Annotated in this window: 15 protein-coding genes; 7 read left to right on the forward strand and 8 right to left on the reverse strand. The window is 74.3% G+C overall.

All coding sequences use genetic code 11. The features are described from left to right. The first annotated feature begins 13 nt into the window (after nucleotides 1–13). From JL106_RS13035 to JL106_RS13050, 4 genes are all read left to right on the forward strand, one after another. Nucleotides 14–4366 carry an FtsK/SpoIIIE domain-containing protein gene (locus JL106_RS13035; protein WP_205261144.1) on the forward strand — a complete coding sequence of 1451 codons (4353 nt, stop codon included), beginning with the start codon at nucleotides 14–16 and terminating at the stop codon, nucleotides 4364–4366. Nucleotides 4367–4476: 110 nt separating this feature from the next. Then, a complete protein-coding gene (locus JL106_RS13040; protein WP_205261145.1) occupies nucleotides 4477–5037 on the forward strand; it encodes a YceI family protein in 561 nt (186 codons plus the stop codon). A 116-nt stretch (nucleotides 5038–5153) separates the two neighbouring features. Beyond that, on the forward strand, nucleotides 5154–5834 hold the full coding sequence (locus tag JL106_RS13045) for a GntR family transcriptional regulator (RefSeq protein ID WP_205261146.1): 681 nt from the start codon (nucleotides 5154–5156) through the stop codon (nucleotides 5832–5834). Continuing rightward, the gene (locus tag JL106_RS13050) at nucleotides 5831–7042 is read left to right on the forward strand and encodes an MFS transporter (RefSeq protein ID WP_205261147.1); all 1212 of its coding nucleotides are present in this window, start codon (nucleotides 5831–5833) and stop codon (nucleotides 7040–7042) included. Before JL106_RS13045 ends, JL106_RS13050 begins: the two co-directional genes overlap by 4 nt. Before the next feature lie 31 nt (nucleotides 7043–7073). Here JL106_RS13050 and JL106_RS13055 read toward each other — a convergent pair whose 3' ends face one another. From JL106_RS13055 to JL106_RS13070, 4 genes are read right to left on the reverse strand one after another with little or no spacing between them, the layout of a single operon-like run. Continuing rightward, the gene (locus JL106_RS13055) at nucleotides 7074–7580 is read right to left on the reverse strand and encodes a DUF6912 family protein (protein WP_205261148.1); all 507 of its coding nucleotides are present in this window, start codon (nucleotides 7578–7580) and stop codon (nucleotides 7074–7076) included. Continuing rightward, nucleotides 7577–9106 (reverse strand): wax ester/triacylglycerol synthase family O-acyltransferase, encoded by a 1530-nt coding sequence (locus tag JL106_RS13060; RefSeq protein ID WP_205261149.1) that lies wholly within the window; start codon nucleotides 9104–9106, stop codon nucleotides 7577–7579. The genes JL106_RS13055 and JL106_RS13060 overlap by 4 nt, the downstream gene beginning before the upstream one ends. A gap of 45 nt (nucleotides 9107–9151) precedes the next feature. Further along, on the reverse strand, nucleotides 9152–10504 hold the full coding sequence (locus JL106_RS13065; protein ID WP_205261150.1) for an AAA family ATPase: 1353 nt from the start codon (nucleotides 10502–10504) through the stop codon (nucleotides 9152–9154). Then, entirely contained in the window at nucleotides 10501–11082 is a 582-nt protein-coding gene (locus JL106_RS13070; protein WP_205261151.1) for an SAF domain-containing protein, read from the reverse strand. Before JL106_RS13070 ends, JL106_RS13065 begins: the two co-directional genes overlap by 4 nt. 456 nt (nucleotides 11083–11538) lie before the next feature. Between JL106_RS13070 and JL106_RS13075 the strand changes: the two genes are divergently transcribed. Continuing rightward, a complete protein-coding gene (locus JL106_RS13075) occupies nucleotides 11539–11775 on the forward strand; it encodes a helix-turn-helix domain-containing protein (RefSeq protein ID WP_205261152.1) in 237 nt (78 codons plus the stop codon). 56 nt (nucleotides 11776–11831) lie between these two features. Here the strand turns inward: JL106_RS13075 and JL106_RS13080 are convergent, their stop codons facing one another. Next, complete coding sequence (locus JL106_RS13080) at nucleotides 11832–12410, reverse strand: hypothetical protein (RefSeq protein WP_205261153.1); 579 nt, start codon at nucleotides 12408–12410, stop codon at nucleotides 11832–11834. A 203-nt stretch (nucleotides 12411–12613) separates the two neighbouring features. Here JL106_RS13080 and JL106_RS13085 point away from each other — a divergent pair, with 203 nt between their 5' ends. Beyond that, the gene (locus JL106_RS13085; RefSeq protein ID WP_205261154.1) at nucleotides 12614–13564 is read left to right on the forward strand and encodes a LysM peptidoglycan-binding domain-containing protein; all 951 of its coding nucleotides are present in this window, start codon (nucleotides 12614–12616) and stop codon (nucleotides 13562–13564) included. Beyond that, the gene (locus tag JL106_RS13090) at nucleotides 13561–14271 is read left to right on the forward strand and encodes an Rv3235 family protein (RefSeq protein WP_205261155.1); all 711 of its coding nucleotides are present in this window, start codon (nucleotides 13561–13563) and stop codon (nucleotides 14269–14271) included. Before JL106_RS13085 ends, JL106_RS13090 begins: the two co-directional genes overlap by 4 nt. A 46-nt stretch (nucleotides 14272–14317) precedes the next feature. On the opposite strand, the gene secA is transcribed toward JL106_RS13090, so the two are convergent. From secA to JL106_RS13105, 3 genes are all read right to left on the reverse strand, one after another. After that, nucleotides 14318–17317: a preprotein translocase subunit SecA gene (secA, locus tag JL106_RS13095; RefSeq protein WP_328842299.1), complete on the reverse strand. Its 3000-nt coding sequence runs from the start codon at nucleotides 17315–17317 to the stop codon at nucleotides 14318–14320. A gap of 301 nt (nucleotides 17318–17618) precedes the next feature. Further along, nucleotides 17619–18317 carry a ribosome hibernation-promoting factor, HPF/YfiA family gene (gene hpf / locus JL106_RS22090; protein ID WP_205261156.1) on the reverse strand — a complete coding sequence of 233 codons (699 nt, stop codon included), beginning with the start codon at nucleotides 18315–18317 and terminating at the stop codon, nucleotides 17619–17621. Between the two features lie 282 nt (nucleotides 18318–18599). Next, nucleotides 18600–19412 (reverse strand): ComF family protein, encoded by an 813-nt coding sequence (locus tag JL106_RS13105; protein ID WP_205261157.1) that lies wholly within the window; start codon nucleotides 19410–19412, stop codon nucleotides 18600–18602. Nucleotides 19413–19525 lie beyond the last annotated feature (113 nt).

The following is a 19525-nucleotide window of genomic DNA, read 5'->3' on the forward strand; positions in this document are numbered from 1 at the left end:
GAGCATGTCGCCCGTGCCTGGATTCGAGCTGCCCCTGGTCATCGAGACGGCTGACCACCGCCAGGAGCTGCTGCTCCGGCTCCCGGCGCCGCGTCCCTGGGGGTCCGTCCGGGGCGCGCTGCTGCGCGAGGCCGGGATCCCGGAGGGCCTCCCGCTGTACTGCGGGCGCGCTCCGGTGCACCCGGACGCGCCGGTGGGACTGCCACCGTTGCTCGCCGGCACCGTGCTGCGCGACCGCCCGTGGGACGAGCCGCCCGCAACCGGGTCCCTGCTGGTGTGCATCGGCGGGCCTCGGGCCGGAGGATCGGTGCAGCTGCCGGAGCCGGGGTCGGCCGCGGCATCGGTGCTGGTGGGGCGCGGGCCGGACGTCGACCTCGTCGTCGACGACCCGCGGCTGCGACCGCGTCACCTCCGGGTCGATCCGATCGGCGACGGCTGGCGGCTGACCGACCTGGGTGCCGCTGACCCGGGCGGACCGGGTGTTGTGGTGATCGCGCCGGCCGACGTGGACGACGCGTCCTCGGGTCCCTCCCGTCGATCCGAGGGCCGGGTGGCCCGGTGGCGGACCCGCCGGGTGAGGCGCCGGACCGGCCGTCCCGACCGTCTCGACCGCGCCGATCGCGGGCCGCAGTCCGACGGGGCGGGTCAGCGCCTCGAGGTGGGCACGCTCGTCCGGGTCGGAGCCAGCCTGCTGCAGGTCCGCGCCGGAGCGCCGACCAGCGCGGCCCACGGCCACCCCGACGGCGCCGGCCGGCTCCGGGTGATCAGGCCGCCCCGCGCCCGTCCCCCGTGGACCGCGAGCCTGCCCCCGCGGCCGGGTCCACCGCCGGAGCGGTCCCATCGGCCGCTACCCCTGCTGGCGGCGGTGGTGGGTGGTCTGCTCGGCGCGACCCTGGCGGTGATCACCGGGATGTGGTGGTACCTGCTGTTCGCAGCCATCGGACCGATCAGCATGCTCGCCACCGCGCTCGGCGACCGGTGGTCCGGCCGGCGCAGCACCCGTCGGGCGCTCGTCGACCACGGCCATGGCGTCCGCCGGCACCGGGCCGCGGTACGCCTCGCCCTGGAGCAGGACCGTGTCGACACCTGGGACCGGCACCCCGACCCGGCTGAGCTGCTGACCCGGGTGCGCACGGTCGACGTCCGGGTGTGGGAGCGCCGGACCGACTCGCTGGACTTCGGGCACGCGGCCGTCGGGACCGGCCGGCGGGCCGCCCGGCTCCCGGACGGGGCGGTCGACGACCCCACGGAGGTGGTCCACGGTGCGGACGGCGACCCGGCCGGCCCGGCGCCGGGCACGGTGTCCGAGGTGCCGATCGTGCTCGACGTCCTGAGCGAACGGGTGGTCGGCCTCGCCGGCCGACGTCGGCCGCTGCTGCGGTGGGTCATGGCCCAGCTCGCCGCCACCCACTCGCCGGCCGACCTGGCCGTCCTCGTCGTCAGCCGGGCCGCCGATCTCGCCGCCGCCGCCGACCTGCCGCACTGTCGGCCGCGCAGCGGCGGGCCGGCGACGGTCGTGGCCGACGGCGATGACGCGGCGGCCGCCCTGGACCGGGTGCGGCCCGGGCGCGGCGGCGGACCACCGGCGCTCCTGGTGCTCCTGGACGACGCGGACCACTGGCGGACGGTGCCGGCGGTGGCCGCCCTGCTCACCGGCGTCGCGGGCGACGACCCCGCCTGGCGCGGCGTGGGCGTGCTGGCGACCTGCGGCGATCCGCACCGTCTGCCCGCCGAGTGCCGGACGGTGGGGGTCGTCGGCGAGGACGGCACCGTCCGGATCCGGACCCGGCGGTCGGCGACGACCGCGACGGTCACCGGCATCGACGCTCCGACCTGGCATCGCTTCGTCGCGGCGCTGGCGCCGTTGCGGGACGGCGACGGTGACGACGGTCTTCCCCGGTCGGTCGCGCTGGCGTCGCTCACCGGACTGCCCGGCGCGGACGCGCCCCGGCCGCGCGGGCCGGCGCGGGTGTCGAGCGCGAGTGCGGTCCTCGGATCGGCGCGGGACGGGGTCGTGACCATCGATCTCGACCGGCACGGACCACACCTGCTGATCGCCGGGACGACCGGATCGGGCAAGTCGGAGCTGTTGCAGACCCTGGTCGTCGGGCTGGCCACGGCCGCGCCGCCCTGGGAGACCTCGCTGGTGCTGATCGACTACAAGGGCGGGGCGACGTTCGGCCCGCTTGCGGGCCTGCCGCACACCGCCTCGGTGCTCACCGATCTGGACGAGCGTGCCGCCCTCCGGGCGCTCACCGGCCTGCGCGCGGAGCTGCACCGCCGCGAGCGGGTGCTGGCACGCGTCGGGCACGCCGACCTGCGCCGGTGGCGGGCGGCCGCTCGGGGGGACGAGACCGCCGCGGTCCCGCCCCGGCTGGTCGTGCTGATCGACGAGTTCGCCACGCTCGTCGCCGAAGTGCCCGACTTCCTGCCCGGACTGGTCGACGTGGCCCGCCGCGGGCGGTCCCTGGGCGTGCACCTGGTGCTGGCCACCCAGCGTCCGGGCGGGGCCGTGCCCCCGGATCTCCGGGCCAACGTCACCACGCGCATCAGCCTGCGGACCGCCGACGTGGCCGACTCCCGGGAGGTGCTGGACGTTCCCGATGCCGCCTGGATCCCGCCCGACCTGGCCGGACGCGCCATCCTCCGGGTGGGCAGCACCGCGCCGGTGCTGCTGCAGACGGCGCAGGTCCGAGCCGGCCCGACGGCGCCGATCACTCCTGCGGTGTGTCGACGGGACGACCGCCCGATCCGGTGGACGCCGCTGGACCGGGTGACGATGGCCGCGCCGGACCCCGACCCCGGACCGGACTGGGACCGCGTGACGGCCGCCCTGGTCGCCGCGGCCGGTGGCCGCCGCGCCGCGCAGCCCTGGTTGCCCCCGCTCCCGGACGTGGTGCGGGTGGCCGACCTCGCTGCGCTTGGAGCGGCCACCGACTCGGGAGTCCTGGGCCTGGTGGACGAGCCCGAGCGCCACCGACGGCGTCTGTGGCGGCCCGGCGCGACGTCGCTGCTGGTCGTCGGAACACCCGGCTCGGGCCGCAGCAGCACCCTGCGCCGCGTCGGGCAGGTCGCCGCGTCCTCGGGCGGCGCCCTGGTGGTCCTCGACGGCACCGGAGGCCTGGCGGACCTGCGGTCGTGGCCCGCGGTGAGCACCCACCTCGGCGCTGCGGACGCCGACCTGTTCGGCCGGGCCGTACAGCGCCTCACCGACGAGCTGCACCGTCGCAGCCCGCCCACCGGGCCGGACGTCGACGGCGGGTCCGGACCAGCGATCACCGTGCTCGTCGACGGCTGGGAGACGGTCACCACGGCGCTGGACGCCGGTGACTTCGGCGTCGCCAGCACGGCGCTGGCCCACCTGGCCGCGCACGGCGCCGGCCGCGGTGTCGTCGTCGTCGCCTGCGGGGCGACCCGACTCACGCACCACCGGCACGCCGAGTCGTTCGCGCAGCACCTGACGCTCGGTCCACCCACGGCAGTCGCCGGCCGGCCCGCGGCGCGGCGACCCGGCCGCCCCGTCCCGGGGCGAGGGCGATCGCTGGACGCCGACGTCCAGATCGTGCTGACCGGACCCGACGACCCACCACCCCGCCGCCGTCCGGCCGCGCCGGGCCCCGTGATCCGCCGGCTCGCCATGTCCGTCGACGCCGACGACCTGCCCGCGCCGACCCGCGACCACGTGTGGGTCGGACTCGGCGGGGACGCCGGACGGCCGGTCGGCTTCGATCTGGCCGGTTCGGGTGGTGCCATCGTCGTCGCGGGACCCACCGGAAGCGGGGTCCGCAGCGCCCTGCGCACCCTGGCGGGGCAGGCGGCCACGACCGGCCTCCACGTGGTGGTCGTCGGTCCCAGCGGGGCAGGCCCGGCGACGGACGACACCGCCGCGGTCGCCGCCGACGATCTGGCCGACCTGCTCGCTCGGCACAGCGGCCCCATCCTGCTGGTGTCCGGGCCCGACCCGGCCGGCTCCCCGACCGATCCACGACAGGTCGAGCTGCTGCGCCGGTTCGCACGGGTGGCCGGTCCGGGCCAGTGGCTGGCCGCAGGGCACCGTCTCGGCGGGTGGGCCCGCGGCGGCCTGGCGGCCGAGCTCGCCGCGGCCAGGCGGGGCGTCCTGCTGCAACCGGATCCCACTTCGGCCGGCCTCTTCGGCATCCGTGACGTCGCGCGCCGCGCCGTCCGCCGGCCCGGCGCCGGGCTGCTCCTGGGCGGTGTCGCCGAGGGAAACGCTGGGCCCGGTCCCGACCCGGTCCCGGTCCAGCTGCTCCGTCCCGCGGTCGAGCGCCGGCCCGATGCCACCGGCACGACCGGACCGACCATCGGGGTGACCGCGACGGACGTGACGGCGGTCGAGGCCATGTGACCGACTCCACTGTCGGACGATCAGACCCGTTGTTGACGCATCATCCATCCCGTCGTACCGTCCAGTTCGTTGACCTGTCAGTCATTTCCGACCATCCCGTGGAGCCAGTCATGAGCACCCCCACCACCGCCCCCACGCTGACCGGCACCTGGACCGCCGATCCGGTCCACTCCGACGTCTCGTTCAAGGTCCGCCACATGGCGGTCGGCAAGGCCCGTGGCGCGTTCACGCTGGTCGGCGGCACGCTCGCCTTCACCGGCGAGGACCTGGCCACCGGCACCGTGACCGCGGCCATCGACGCCACCAGCGTCGACACCAACAACGAGCAGCGCGACCAGCACGTGCTGTCCCCCGACTTCCTGGACGCCGCGAACTTCGCGACGATCGACTTCGTCTCCACCGGCGTGCGCGAGGCCGACGGTGATGAGTTCGTCCTGGACGGCGAGCTGACCATCCGCGGCACCACCAAGCCCGTCGAGCTCGAGGTCGAGTACCTGGGCGTGACGGTCGACGCGTACGGCGCCGAGCGCCTCGGGTTCTCGGCGAAGACCTCGATCTCCCGCAAGGACTACGGCGTCAGCTTCAGTGCCGCGTTCGGCGCCGGCAACAGCGTGGTCGCCGACAAGGTCGAGATCGACCTGGAGCTCGAGTTCGTCAAGGACACCGTCTGATCCGACGATTCGTCCCGAGCTCATCGCATGGACGGACCGGCCCGACCAACCACCGCACGGGTCCATCCGGCCCTCCGGATGTATCTATGAATGCATCTCAGTGCTAGCGTCGCACCGTGCACTCCCGACCGACGCTGCCCTGGGAGCGGGCCGACGACCGGGGACCGCTGGCCGCCCGGATGGCCGCCGACGCGGCACGCGCCGTGGTCGAACGGCGGTACCCGGCCGGGATGCTGCTCACTGAAGCTGATCTCGCGGTGGCCACCGGCGCCAGCCGGACGCCTGCCCGGGAGGCCATGCTGCAGCTCGAGGCGTGGGGCCTGGTGCGGCTGGCGCCCAAGAAGGGCGCGGTGGTCACCGCGGTCACGGTCGAGGAACGGCGCGATCTGCTCGCAGCGCGGGCCATGTTCGAGATCGAGGCGGTCGCGGTCATCGCCCGCGGTGATGCCGATCTGGCCGCATTGGCGGCCGACATCGACGACAGCCTCCGCCGTCAGCGCACCGCCCTCGAGCGCGGCGACCTGGTCGGCTTCGCCGGCGGCGACTACGCCTTCCACGCCCGGATCATCGCCTCGGGTGGCAATGCGGTGGTGGGCCGCCTGCTGGACACGCTCGGTCCCCGTCTGGCCCGGTTGACCCACGAGGTGGTGCTGGAGCGCCCCGACCGCCTGGCCACCCTGCTGGCCGAGCACGAGGAGTTGGCCGAACGGGCGGGCAGCGGCGACGCCGTCGGGTTCGCCGAGCTGGTCCGTCGGCACATCGCCGCGGGTCACTTCCCGGGCGCCGGACCGGCGTGAGCGGACCGACGCGTCCGGCCCGGACCTGGCTCCGGCCGGCACCCGCCATCTTCGTGCTGGCGTGGGGCGGCAACCACTTCACCCCCCTGCTGCACCTGTACGAGCAGGTCGGCCACTACGCGATCTGGCAGGCGAACCTCCTGCTCGGCATGTACGTCGCCGGCCTCATCCCGGGACTGGTGGTGGCGTCCGCCCTCTCGGACCAGCACGGTCGCCGGCCGGTGCTGCTGGCCGGCACCGTGCTGGCCATCGCCGGCAGTGTGCTGCTGGCCAGCGGTTTCTCGGTGTTCTGGTTGCTGTGCGTGGGCCGGGCGCTGGCGGGAGTCGGCGTCGGCGTGGCCATGTCGGTCGGCACCAGCTGGATGAAGGAACTGTCCTCGTCACCGTTCGACCCCGGGGCCGGTCCCACCGCGGGCGCCCGTCGGCCGTCTCTGACCCTGACCCTCGGCTTCGGCCTCGGTGCCGCCGTGACCGGTTCCCTGGCCCAGTGGGGACCGGCGCCGACGGTGACCCCGTACCTGCTGCACGGCGCGCTGACCACAGCCGCACTGGTCGTGCTGCTGACCGCCCCGGAGTCGCTGCCGGCGCAGCGCCGGACCACGCGGAGCTGGTGGCGGGACCTGGCCATCCCGTCGGCCGGCCATCGCCGGTTCGTCCGGCTGGTGCTGCCGGCGGCCCCATGGGTCTTCGCCGCCGCCGGGGTCGCGTACGCGATCATGCCGTCGGTGGTGCAGGACCGGTTGGGGAGCTGGTCGACGATGTACGCCACCGTGCTGAGCGTCCTCACCCTCGGGACCGGCGCCCTGGTGCAGAACTTCGTGCCCCGCCTGGACCGGCTCACCCGCGGCCGCAGCCTGGTGCTCGGACTGGCCATGATGGCCGCCGGAATGGTGCTGGCCGTGGTGGCCGCCCTGGTGCGCGACCCGGTGCTGGCCCTGGTCGTGGCCGTGGCGCTGGGTGCCGCGTACGGCGTCTGCGTGGTGGCCGGCCTCATCCACGTGCAGGCCATCGCCACCCCACAGGATCTGGCCGGCTTGACCGGCGTCTACTACTCGGTGACCTACACCGGGTTCCTGTTGCCCACCGTGCTGGCGGCCCTGCTGCCCGTGGTTCCATACGCCGGCTCGCTGACCGTGGTCTCGGTGTTGTGCCTGGTCTCGCTCATCGTGGTGGCGCACGAGTCCCGACAGCACCGTATCGCGGTGTGACCCGCCGACCGCAGGCCCGGGCGGCCCACCGTCAGCGCTCGCCGGGCTCCCGACCGGCGTCGAGATCGTCCAGCGCGAAGGCGATCTCACCCGGCGTGAACCAGGCCAGGTCGATGTCCAGCAGTGCATCGAGCTCGTCGGTCGCGGGTCGGCCGCTGCGGACGGCCTGCACGGCCGCCGCTACCGCGGGCCCGGCCTCCGCCGCGTCCAGGTGGATCGCGGCCACCGCCGACCACGGCACGCTGTCGTCGGCGGTCCGGTCGGACACGTCCACCGCGATCACCGCGCGGACCGGCACCGGTCCGGCGTCCGTCCCCGGCGCACTGTCGTCGCCGGCGCCGGTGTCGGCGGCCAGCAGGTGGACCGCACGCAGGGCGGCGTCCTGCAGCACGAGGTACTCCAGGTCCTCCTCGGACCAGTCCGGCAGTTCGCGTCGCCGCGCGTCGTCCACGGCCAGCGCGGCGCCGACCGGGACGGTGCGGCCGGCGAGGATGTCGCGCAGTCGGGGCACCGACGTCGGCACGTACATCCTGGTCATCGGGTCTCCTGCGGATCGGACGGCGCGACCGGTGCCGGCTGCGCCGCAGCGGTGCCGGACTCCGGGCCGTCGTTGGCGTCCTGACCGGCGACCAGGAGCTCGACGAGCGACTCGGTGAGTGCCTCGCCGATGTCCGCCAGGTCGGGGATGGCGTCGCGGTCGGCGGTCAGACCGAAGTACACCCCGCCGTGGTACGAGGTGCAGGACACGGCCAGCGTCTGACCGTTCACCAGCGGCGCCACCGGGAACATCGCCGTGACCGGCAGTCCTCCCGCGTAGAGCGGGACCTGCGGGCCGGGCACATTGGTGATGAGCACGTTGGACAGCCGGCGGGACAGCTCACGGGCCACCCGGGCGCCCAGCGCATGCAGCGTCGGCGGCGCGAAGCGACCGAGCTCGACAAGGGTGTCGGCGCCCACCCGCTGCCCGCCGCTGAGCTGGGCACCCATCGCCCAGGCCACCTGGTGCAGCCGGATGACCGCGTTCGGCTCCGCCACCGGCAGGTCGACCAGTGCCGAGCGCACCGTGGCGCCCGTTGCCGCCGTCCCGGTCGGACCGGACACCCCGACCCGACCGCTCGGCGTCGCGGCGACGCCGGGCCGAGCGGTGGACTCCCGCACCGACACCGGGACGGTCGCCCGCAACACCGTCGACGGGACCACCGGCTCGTTGCGGGACAGCAGGTAGGTGCGCACCGCTCCGGTGACCACGGCCAGCACGACGTCGTTCACCGACACCCCGTGCGCTCGCCGGATGGCCTTGAAGTCGTCCAGATCGGTGCGCACGGTGGCGAACCGGCGCTGCCCGCTGCGAGTGCGGGTCAGCACCGACCGCGGCACCGGCGTGACCACCCGGCTCGCCAGCCGGACCGCGTCGGCGGCCACCCCGGCCAGCCGGGCCGCCGCGGCCCGAGCGTCGGCCGCGGCGAACCGGGCCATGTCGACCGCCGCGGTCGGTTGGGCGGCCAGGTCGACGACGGCGTCGACGACCAGGTCGACGGCGCTGGGCGGCGGCGTGGGGATCCACGGCTGGTCGGCCACCGGTCGCGGCGTCCGCGCGGTGTCCAGGATGGCCGCGGCCAGGTCGACGGCGCCCAGCTGATCGACCAGTACCGGGTGGGTCTTGTTGACCAGCGCGACCCGGCCGCCGCTCAGCCCCTCGACGACGTAGATCTCCCAGAGCGGCCGGTGCGGGTCCAGCGGCCGGGAGATCAGACGACCGATCAGGTCGTCGAGCTGCGCCCGGCTGCCCGGCGGCGGCAGGGCAGAGCGGCGCACGTGGTACGACAGGTCGAACCCGGCGTCGTCGACCCAGACCGGTCGGGCCAGCCGTCCCGGCACCGTCTGCACCCGCTGCCGGAACCGCGGCACCAGCGCGAGCCGCGATCCGATGAGGTCGACCATCGCGGCGTAGTCGAACCCGGCCGCCGGTGGCTCCAGCACGACCATCCCGCCGACCAGGGTGGGCGACCCGGCATCGGCACTGAACAGTGACGCCGTGTCCAGCACGGACAGCCGGTCGGTCATGGCCGTCATCGTGGCACACGCGCCGGCCCCGGCCCCGCCGCCGGTTCAGCCGGCCGCGCGACCCCGGGGGACGGGCCGTCGTCGGGATCGGCCACCGTCGCCGCGCACCGCCCCGCCGAGCATCGACGCGGCCAACTCGGTCAGCGACCGCCGAAGCGGCGACGACGGCGCGGCCTCCACCAGCCCGATCCCCGCCCGCCAGGCCCGGTCGGTGGCGTCCCGGTCCTCGGGCAGCCGAGCCGCGACCCGGACGCCGGCGAACCGGTGCAGGGCCTCGACCGCGTCGTCGGTGCGCGCCGCTGTCGGACGGCACCGGTTCAGCACCACCCGCAGCGAACCGCCGGGCACCGCCTCCCGCAGTTCGGCCAGACCGCGGACCAGACGCTCCATCCCGGCCGGGTCGGCCGACCCCACCACGACGATCTCGTCGGCGGCCGTGAGCGCGGCCAGCGTCGCCCCGTTCCGACGGGGCGCAAGCGTGTCGAAGCTCAGTTCCGGGTCGTCCTCGAGGCAGAACCCGCAGTCGAGGACCGTCAGATCGGCGAGCTGACGACACCCGTCGAGCACCACCGGCATGGTCGACGGCCGCAGCTCGGGCCATCGGTCGGCCCGCGAGATGCCGGTCAACAGGCGGAGTTCCGGCGTCAGCTGCCAGCACAGGCCGACCAGGCCGGCCAGGTCGAGGCGGCCGTTGGCGGCCAGCCGGCAGGCGCCGGCCAACCCGGGCGACTCGTCGAGCAGGCCGAAGGCACTGGCCTGCACGCCGCCGTACACATCGGCATCGACCAGCACGGTGCGCGCGCCGGCCTCGGCCGCGGCTCCCGCCAGGCCGGATGCCACCGTGCTCCGGCCCGGGGCGCCCGCCGGTCCCCACACCGCAACCACCCGCCCGGACCGCGGAGTCGGACCGGCTGCCCCGTCCGCCGACCCGGCGTCGGACCCGACGGTCGACGCCCCGCCCGTCGCGGGGTCGAGCATCCGGTCCGACACCTGCGCCCCGCCCGTACCCGGCTGCTCGCCCCGGGCCGCCAACCGTTGTCGGTCGCGTTCGCGCAGCAGGATGGTCACCAGGTCGGCGCCGTCCTGGTCGTCCGGGACCACTGCGGCGATCCCGATACGCTGCAGCCGAACGGCGATGCGGTCGTCGGCCGCGGACCGGACCGCGACCACGGCGACCCCGAGCCGGTGCAGCTCGTCCACCACTTCGGAATCCAGTCGCCGCAGGTCTGCGGCGACCGCCGCGACCGCGATCTGACCGGTGCTGGCCACAGCCAGCAGGTCGGCCACATCGACGCACCGACGCACCACCGTCAGCGGGGTGGCGCCCCGGTCGAGCGCACCGACCAGGGCGCTCTCCCACGATTGCCCGGAGCCGGCCGTGGCCAGGCCGGCAGTCACGCGGCGTCCTGCACCAGGGCCAGGATGGGCTCGCCACCCGGCAGCGTGCGGATGAGTGCGTCGGCCGGGTCCGGCGGCAGCAGCACGGCGACCTGGTACCGGTTCGACGTGGCCGCGGACAGACCACCGGCGGACGGGGCCGACACCGACTGCACCGACACCGCCGACTGCACCAGTTCGGTCTCGGCCGGGTCGCCCGGCGTCTGGCCGCCACGGGTCAGGTACAGATCGACCACCGACCCGTGGGTGACACCGGGGGGCATCCGGTCGGGGCTCACCGCGACGACCACCACCCTGCCCTCTGGAGCGCGGCCCAGGTCCGCCGCAGCCAGCAGCTCACCCGCGCGCAGCGGACGGGACACCGGTCGTCCCACCGGCGGTGCCGTGGCCGCGGTCAGGTACCGCGGACCCACGCTCCCCAGGTTCACGTCGACCTGGACGAGGTCGTCGGCCTGCAACACCGTGCCCTCGGCCAGGTCGCGGTCGATCGACCACACCGCCACCGTGCGATTGCTGGCCCCGATCACCTGTGCCCCCACGACCACGGCCGTCACCACCAGCACCAGGCCGACGATCACGCGGGCGTTCAACCACCGGGGTCGGGACAGGCGGCGCGGTCGTGGCGAGTCCGGCGACGCGATCGGCTCCGGTGCCGACGCCACATCACCGGGGCCGTCGGGTCGACGGTTCCGAGCCACTGGTCCCTCCTCAGGGTCCTTCTCGTCCCAACCGCACCGGGCGCGCCGACACCGGCTCCCGGGCGGGACGCGGCGGTGCGAGGCCCGGTCCGGTCCGCGCGAGGTGTGGACAACCCGACGTCGGCCCATCCGACATGCCAGACTGTGTTCGCGGCAAATTACCCCAATTCACCGGTTCCTGGTCCGACGAGGGCCAACTGATACCCTTTCGTGTGCCAGCACCATTCGGCCCGACGGGGTCGGCGGTCCTGCGATGCCTCGTCCGCGGCCGGGCGGGACCCATCAGGAGGACACCGTGACGCCCGCCCACCGACGCTCCGAGGGGACCGACCAGCGATGACCAACGAGCGATTCCTGACCCTCACCGACGTCGCGGAGATCCTGAACATCTCCATGTCGCAGACCTACGCCCTGGTGCGCAGCGGCGAACTGATGGGTATCCAGATCGGTGGCCGCAACCAGTGGCGGGTGGAGCGGTCCAAGCTGGAGGACTACATCGAAGCGGCCTATCGGCGCGCCGCCCAAGCGATCAACGACCTGCCCGCCGAGATGCCGTCCGAGCTGCGCTCGTGACCCCGACGGTGATCATCGCGTGGTCCTCGCGACGATCGACCCGACGGTCGTGATGGTCAACCCCAGGGGCTGATCTGGACCGCGACCAGCGCCGCCAGTGGCACCAGCACCGTCCCCCGCACCGACCCGGCCCGTCGCGGTTCCCATTCGGGATGGGTTGCCAGCTCGAGGAAGTCGGCGCCCACCCGGTCGATGGTGCCACCGACCTGGGCGGCGTCGTCGACTCTGGCCGGGTCCGCGCCGGCCAGCGCGAGGGCCACGGGCGACCGATCGCGGGCCAGCCCGCGCAGCACCATCCGGAGCGTCCAGCGACGCGCCACGACTCCCATGGGCGGCGCCGTCGACCGGCCGACGCCGGCGATCGAGGTGATGGCGCCGAGTGCGACCAGTCGGTCCCGTCGCCCCGACTCGGTCAGCGTCAGCCAGTCCGGACCGACGGCATCGAGCACCCCGGTCAGCACCGGCCCGAGGGTGCGGACGCGCAACGGCGTCCCGATGGCGGGCACCAGTCGCGCGGTCAGCTCGACGTCGGCGAACGCGGCCCGGGCCCGCGGCGCGATCTCCGCGTCAACGTCCGCGTCAGCCAGCCGCTCGAACTGCGACTCGAGGTCGGCGAACAGCTGCTCCCAGCGCATCGGGTCACTGTGCCCGCGAGCGGAGCGGTTGTCCACCGCGTCTCGGGCGCACGTTGACAGCAACACTCGGACATCATTGACTCTCAACCATGTCAAACGGCATCAAACGCAGCGCTGTGCGGTCACGGTTCGTTGAGGCGCCACTTCACGGCCGGTCGCGCCGCGCGCCGGTCTCCGTCGCGGACGTGGTCGGGTGGGCCGCCTTGGCACTGCCGGCCGTCACCGCGCTGGTGCTGCCCACGCCCTGGGCGGCGACCGCCGCCATCTCGAGCGGTCCGGCCCAGCGACCGGTCACCGGACGGATCGACGACCTGCTGGTGGCCGCGTGCGCCTGGCTGATCTGGGCGTTGCTGCTCTGGTCGGCCGTGGTGCTGGTGCTGGCGGTGCTGGGCCGGCTCCCCGGTGCGCTCGGTGCGGGAGCACGGGCGCTGGCCGCCCGGATCGCCCCGGCCGTGGTCCGGCGATCGGTGGGCGCGGTGATCGGAGCCGGCCTGCTGACCTCGGTGGTCACCGGCTGCGCGGATGGTCCCGCGTCCGCTGCGCCGCTCACCCAGGCCGGGACGTCGCCGACCACCGCGGTCGGTGTCATGGACGCGCGAGCGGATCCGTCGGTGCCGGCGCCCGCGGGCGCACCCGCCACCCCCGCCGAGCAGGGCGAGGGAGGCGCGCCTGACGCCGGACCGACGGAACACCGCCAGGCCCTGTCCTGGACGGGTGCGCCGGCGTCCCGGGACGGGGCACCCGGCGGACCGCTGCCGGTGACCGCGCTGGACTGGCCGACCACCCCGAACCCGGCCCCGGGCGCGACACACGCAGCCGCACCGGGACCGGCACGTGAGTCCGAGCCGCCGGCCCCGGTCGCCGACCCGGCACCCACACCGGCCACCGCTGCCGCGGACGAGGCGGGTGCGCCACCGGTCCAGACCATCATGGTCGTCACCGTCCAGCCCGGCGACTCGCTCTGGGAGCTGGCGCGCAGCCAGCTGCCGGCCGATGTCCCGGCGTCCGAGGTCGACCGGCTCTGGCACGGGTGGTACCAGGCGAACCGGGCGACGATCGGCGACGACCCGGACCTCATCCGTCCGGGACAGCGACTGATCCTGGAACTGCCGGTCCCGGTGCAGCTCTCGGCGCCGCAGGGAGATCAGCGATGAGCGCCGCGATCGAGTGCTGCCCCACCGTGACCGGTCTGCTGGCATCGGCGCGGACCGCCACCGCGGTGGACGCTCGGCGGCGGCCGGTCCTGCGGCCGGCCCCCGAGTCGGCGCCGCCGTTCGACGACGAACGGATCGCCACGCTGCGGGTCTCGGCGCTGCGCGGCGCGGGCGGGCCCGGCACGCCGCCGCCGCCGACGGCGATCGCCGCGGCTCCGGTGGAGTCCGGTCCGCGGGCGCCGCTCCGTCCGTCGGCCACCACCGGGCTGCGGCCGACGCCGGCGGGCCGGTCCGCGGCGGTCTTCGCCCGGGCCGTCGTCGAGGTGGTGTCCGGACGCCGTCCGGCCACGCAGTTGCGGGTGCACTGCGCACCCACGGTCTTCGCCGCGCTGTGCGATCACCCGATGGCCCAGCCCGAGGCGCAGGTCGACGCCCGCGCCATGGCCCACCCGCGCGCGGTCCGCAGCGGTGGCCCGGTGCTGCCGACCGGTCCGGGCACCAGCACCCGTTCCCCGGCCGGCCCGCGTCGTCCGGTGACCATGACACCGGCACTGCCGCACCTGATGTCGGTGCACACCGGTGAACCGTCCGACGGCGTCGCCGAGGTGTGCGCCGTCTACCGGCGCGCCCAGCGGGTCCGGATGCTGGCCTTCCGGTTGGAGGCAGCGGACGGCCGGTGGCGGATCACCGCTCTGCAGTTCGGGTGAGCCCGCAGTCCGGGTCCGGCACCGGCCGACAGTGGATCGGAGAGGGTCAGCGACCGCCCGGTCGCTTGCCCTTGCCGGCCGACCGGCGGGACGCCCGGTTGCCGCCGCCGGACCGGCCGGTGGTCGAGCCACCGTCGCCCTCCGTCGAGGTGCCCGGCTCCTCCGGTCCCGAGTAGTTCAGGCTGCCGGACCGGCGCGGTCCGGCGTCCAGTCCGGCCGAGCGGAACGCGGCCGCACCTTCGGTGCCGGCCGGAGCCTTGATCACCTGCTCGCTCGGGAGCGCCTCACGAGGCCGGACCCGCTTGGTGGTCCGCGGGGCCTGGCCCGGCGCGCTCGCGGAGGCGCGCTGGCCGGCCGTCGCGGCCGGCTGCGCCGCGGGTGCGGCGGCCGGCGCGGCGGGGGTCCCGTTGCCGGCGGCCGACGGCGAAGTGCCGACCGTCGTCGGCTGGCCCGCCGCGGGCGGAGCCGCGGCGGCGGGCGCACCGGTGACACCGGGTGCCACGCTCGCCGCCGGCGCCGGGTCGACCCCGACCGCGGCCGCCGGACTGGTCGCCTGTGGTGCCTGGACCACCTGGACCTGCAGGTTGTACAGGTACCCGACGGACTCCTCCTTGAGGGAGTCGAGCATCGCGCTGAACATGTCGTAGCCCTCGCGCTGGTACTCGACGAGCGGGTCCCGCTGGGCCATCGCCCGCAACCCGATCCCCTCTTTGAGGTAGTCCATCTCGTAGAGGTGCTCGCGCCACTTCCGGTCGAGCACGGACAGCACCACGCGCCGCTCCAGCTCACGGGTGATCGGCGGGGTCAGCGCCTCTTCGCGCTTGGCCCAGGCGGCGCGGGCGTCGGCCAGCACGGCCTCCTTGAGCGTCTCCCGGGTCAGCGAACCGTGCTCCTCGGCGATGGACTCGGGCGTCACCGAGATCGGGTACAGCGTCTTGAGCGCCGTCCACAGCGTGTCGGTGTCCCAGTCCTCGGCGTACCCGGTGGCGGTGGCGCCGTCGACGTACGCGGTGACGACGTCGGTGATCATGTTCTGCACCTGGACGTGCAGGTCCTCGCCGTCCAGGACCCGGCGGCGCTCGTCGTAGATGACGGTGCGCTGCTGGTTCATCACCTCGTCGTACTTGAGGACGTTCTTGCGGATCTCGAAGTTCTGCTGCTCGACCTGCGTCTGCGCGCTCTTGATCGCCTTGGAGACGAACCCGTGCTCGATCGGCACATCGTCCGGCATCCGCAGCCGGGTCATCAGCATCTCCACGGTGCCGCCACCGACCCGGCGCATCAGGTCGTCGCCGAGTGACAGGTAGAACCGCGACTCGCCCGGATCACCCTGGCGCCCGGAGCGGCCGCGCAGCTGGTTGTCGATGCGGCGCGACTCGTGCCGCTCGGTGCCGAGCACGTACAGGCCACCCGCCCCGCGCACCTTCTCGGCCTCGCGCTTGCCGGACTCCTTGGCCTGCTCGAGCGCCTCGGGCCAGGCCGCCTCGTACTCCTCCGGCGTCTCGGTCGGGGTCAGCCCCCGCTGCCGCAGATCGAGGTCGGCGGTGAAGTCGGCGTTGCCGCCCAGGATGATGTCGGTGCCGCGGCCGGCCATGTTGGTGGCCACCGTGACGGCGCCGGACCGCCCGGCCTGGGCGATGATCGCCGCCTCCCGGGCGTGGTTCTTGGCGTTCAGCACCTCGTGCGGGATGCCCTCGCGCAGCAGCAGCCGGCTGAGCACCTCGGACTTCTCCACCGAGGCGGTGCCGACCAGCACCGGCTGGCCCTGCTCGTGGCGCTCGGCGATGTCGGCCACCACGGCCTCGAACTTGGCCGCCTCGGTCTTGTAGATCATGTCCGAGTCGTCGGCACGCTGGATGTCCCGGTTGGTCGGGATCGGCACCACGCCCAGCTTGTACGTCTGGTGCAGCTCGGCCGCCTCGGTCTGGGCGGTACCGGTCATCCCGGACAACTTCCCGTACAGCCGGAAATAGTTCTGCAGGGTGATGGTGGCCAGGGTCTGGTTCTCGGCCTTGATCTCCACCCCCTCCTTGGCCTCGATGGCCTGGTGCATGCCCTCGTTGTAGCGGCGACCGTGCAGCACACGCCCGGTGAACTCGTCGACGATGAGGACCTCGCCGTTGACCACGATGTAGTCGCGGTCCTTCTTGTAGAGCTCCTTGGCCTTGAGCGCGTTGTTCAGGAAGCCGACCAGCGGGGTGTTCACCGACTCGTACAGGTTGCTGATGCCCAGGGCGCGTTCGACCTTGCTGACGCCCTCCTCGGTGACGCCGACCGTGCGCTTGGACTCGTCGACCTCGTAGTCGTCGTCCCGGTGCAGCCGCGGCACCAGCCGGGCGAATTCCGAGTACCACTTGGAGGAGGTGTCAGCCGGGCCGGAGATGATCAACGGCGTCCGGGCCTCGTCGATCAGGATCGAGTCGACCTCGTCGACCACGGCGAAGTGGTGACCGCGCTGGACCAGGTCGTTCTTCGACCACGCCATGTTGTCGCGCAGGTAGTCGAAGCCGAACTCGTTGTTGGTGCCGTAGGTGATGTCGGCGGCGTAGGCCGCACGCCGGACGTCGGGGGTCTGCTGGCTCAGGATCACGCCGACCTCGAGCCCGAGGAAGCGGTGGACCCGCCCCATCCACTCACTGTCGCGCTGGGCCAGGTAGTCGTTCGTGGTGACGACGTGGACGCCCTTGCCCTCGAGTGCGTTGAGGTAGACCGGCAGGGTCGAGACCAGGGTCTTGCCCTCGCCGGTCTTCATCTCGGCGATGTTGCCCAGGTGCAGGGCCGCCCCGCCCATGAGCTGGACGTCGAAATGGCGCTGACCCAGCGTCCGCGTCGCCGCCTCACGCACCACGGCGAAGGCCTCGGGCAGCAGGTCGTCGGTCGTCTCGCCGGCGGCCAGCCGTTCGCGGAACTTCACGGTGTGCCCGCGCAACTCGTCGTCGGACGTCTTGGCGTAGTCCTGCTCGATGGTGTTGATGTGGTCGGCGATGGCCCGCAGACGCTTGAGCGTCTTCGTCTCACCGGCCCGGAGCAGTCGTCCCAGAACCACCAGCGTTCACCCTTGCCACGTCGATCGGTCCGCCGGTGCCCGTCGCGGGTCCCGGCGAGCGGGTCCGGGCGCCGCGACGCCCGGTTCGCCGCGCCAGCAGGCACGGCGGTGCCCATGGTAGGCGCAGCGCAAGTCGGGTCCCTGTTGCCCGCGCTCGGCCGGGTGGGTGGGAGCCCGGTCGGTCGGCGATCACCGACGCGCCGCGGCCCCCGGGACCTGAGTCCCGAGGGCCGCACGCCTGGGCGGTCACCGCCGGTCGGCCGCGCTCACCCGCAGGGCGCCGGGCCGGCCGGCCGGACCGTCACTCGTCGGTCGACTGCGAGCCGTTCAGCCGCAGCAGGCCGTAGTCGAAACCCTTCCGGCGGTACACCACCGAGCACATGCCGGTGTCGACGTCCTTGAACAGGTAGAAGTCGTGCCCGACCAGCTCCATCTGGAACAGGGCCTGGTCGACGGTGATCGGGTCGCCCGGGTGGTCCTTGATCCGCACGATCCGACCGGAATCGCCGTCGGCGCCGTACCGGTGCGACAACTCGTCCTCGGGACTGAGCTCCTCGGCCGTCTCGCCAGCCGGGTCGGGGTCGACGATCTCCGGGGCCAGGGTGGCCACACCACCGGACGCGCCCCCGGCGGCCAGCGCCTCGACCTCCCCCACGCCGCCCGGACCGGCCACCGCGACGAGCGGGGTGCGGTCACTGGAACGACGACGGCGGTCGTGCGCCCGGCGCAGCTGCGCGTCGAGCTTGTCGACCGCGAGATCGACCGCGGCCTGGAACGACTCGGTGCTCGCCTCTGCGCGCATCACCGGTCCACGACCGACCATCGTCAACTGCACCCGTTGACAGTTCTTGGACTGCCGTCGGTTCGTCTCGTGGGAGAGCTCGACCTCGACCCGGATGATCTTCGAGTCGTACTTCTCGACCCGGGTCAGCTTCTCCTCGACGTGGGTGCGGAAGTGGTCCGGGACCTCGACATTGCGCCCGGTGACGACGATCTCCACATGTCCTCCTCTGATCGCGGCAGGTGCGGCAGCTCGGCCCGGAACACCTCGATCCGAGGTGGCCGGGCCGACTGCGTCGGCACAGCCGGCGGATCAGATCGGGGCGGTTCCGCGGGACGGCCGCGAGAACGTGTCATCGAACGTACCCCGGGATCGGGGTCGGCCACCAAGTCCAGTTGACCCATCGCGATCCGATGATCTCGATGGGTGACCGGATGGCGGCATCGGTGATCGCGGTCCGCGAACCCGTGGCGCACAGAGCCCGGTACCGGGCGTCATCCGTCACCGCACCGGGTGCAGGGCGGCGGACGCCGCGGTGACCGTGAGCCACACCGTGATCGTGCGATCCGCGGCCAGCATCGCGCGCTGGGCGGCCAGCACGGTGGCTCCGGTGGTCAGCACGTCGTCGATCACGACCACGGTCTCGCCCGGAGGCGGACGACCGGCCGCCCGCACCCGGACCCTCCCGGTCAGGTTGGCCAGTCGATCAGCCGCCCCCAGTCCGACGGAGTCCGCCGCACCCGCCGCGGTGACCAGACACCGGGCCACGCCACAGGGGCGGCCGGTGGCGGCCAACCGGCGTGCGGTGACCCGGGTCATGGCGGTGACCGGATCACCGCCGCGACGCCGGGCCGCGACCGCTCGGCCCGGGGCCGGCACGAGCCACAACCCGCCCGAGTCCCCGGCGGCGTCCCCGGCCGGGTCTCCAGCCGCACCGTTCGGCACCACCGCGACCGCCAGCAGGTGGCGCACCGCCTCGGCCAGCGCCCGCCCGAGCGGCGCCGCCAAGTCCCGCCGGTTCCGTTCCTTGGCGGCCAGCACGGCCTGCCGGGCCGGGCCGGCGTAGGCGGTGAGGGCGTAGCCGACCGGCAGGGGCACGCCCGCCGCGGCGTCGAGCACGGTGTCGGAGAAGCGGACCGTCCGGGGCCGTCCCCGCAGCGTCCGGTCACACCCGGCGCACCACGGCTCCGGTCCACCGCAGCCCGGGCACGCCCGCGGCAGCGCGAGGTCGGCCAGCTCCCCCCGCCAGGCGCGCAGCTCGCGCCGCAGCCGTGCGGCACGCGGGGTGCCGATGTCCGGTCGCAGTTCCGTCATGCGCCCCAGCCTGGACCGGACCGGTGGCGGCCGTACGGCCGGCGGCCGGGCCCTGTGGACAACCCGGGCATGGGGATGCGTGCACCGCAGGACGCCGACCCGGCATCAGCCCG

Origin of the sequence: Nakamurella leprariae (assembly GCF_016918035.1) — a bacterium.
In the GTDB taxonomy this organism is placed as follows: domain Bacteria; phylum Actinomycetota; class Actinomycetes; order Mycobacteriales; family Nakamurellaceae; genus Nakamurella; species Nakamurella leprariae.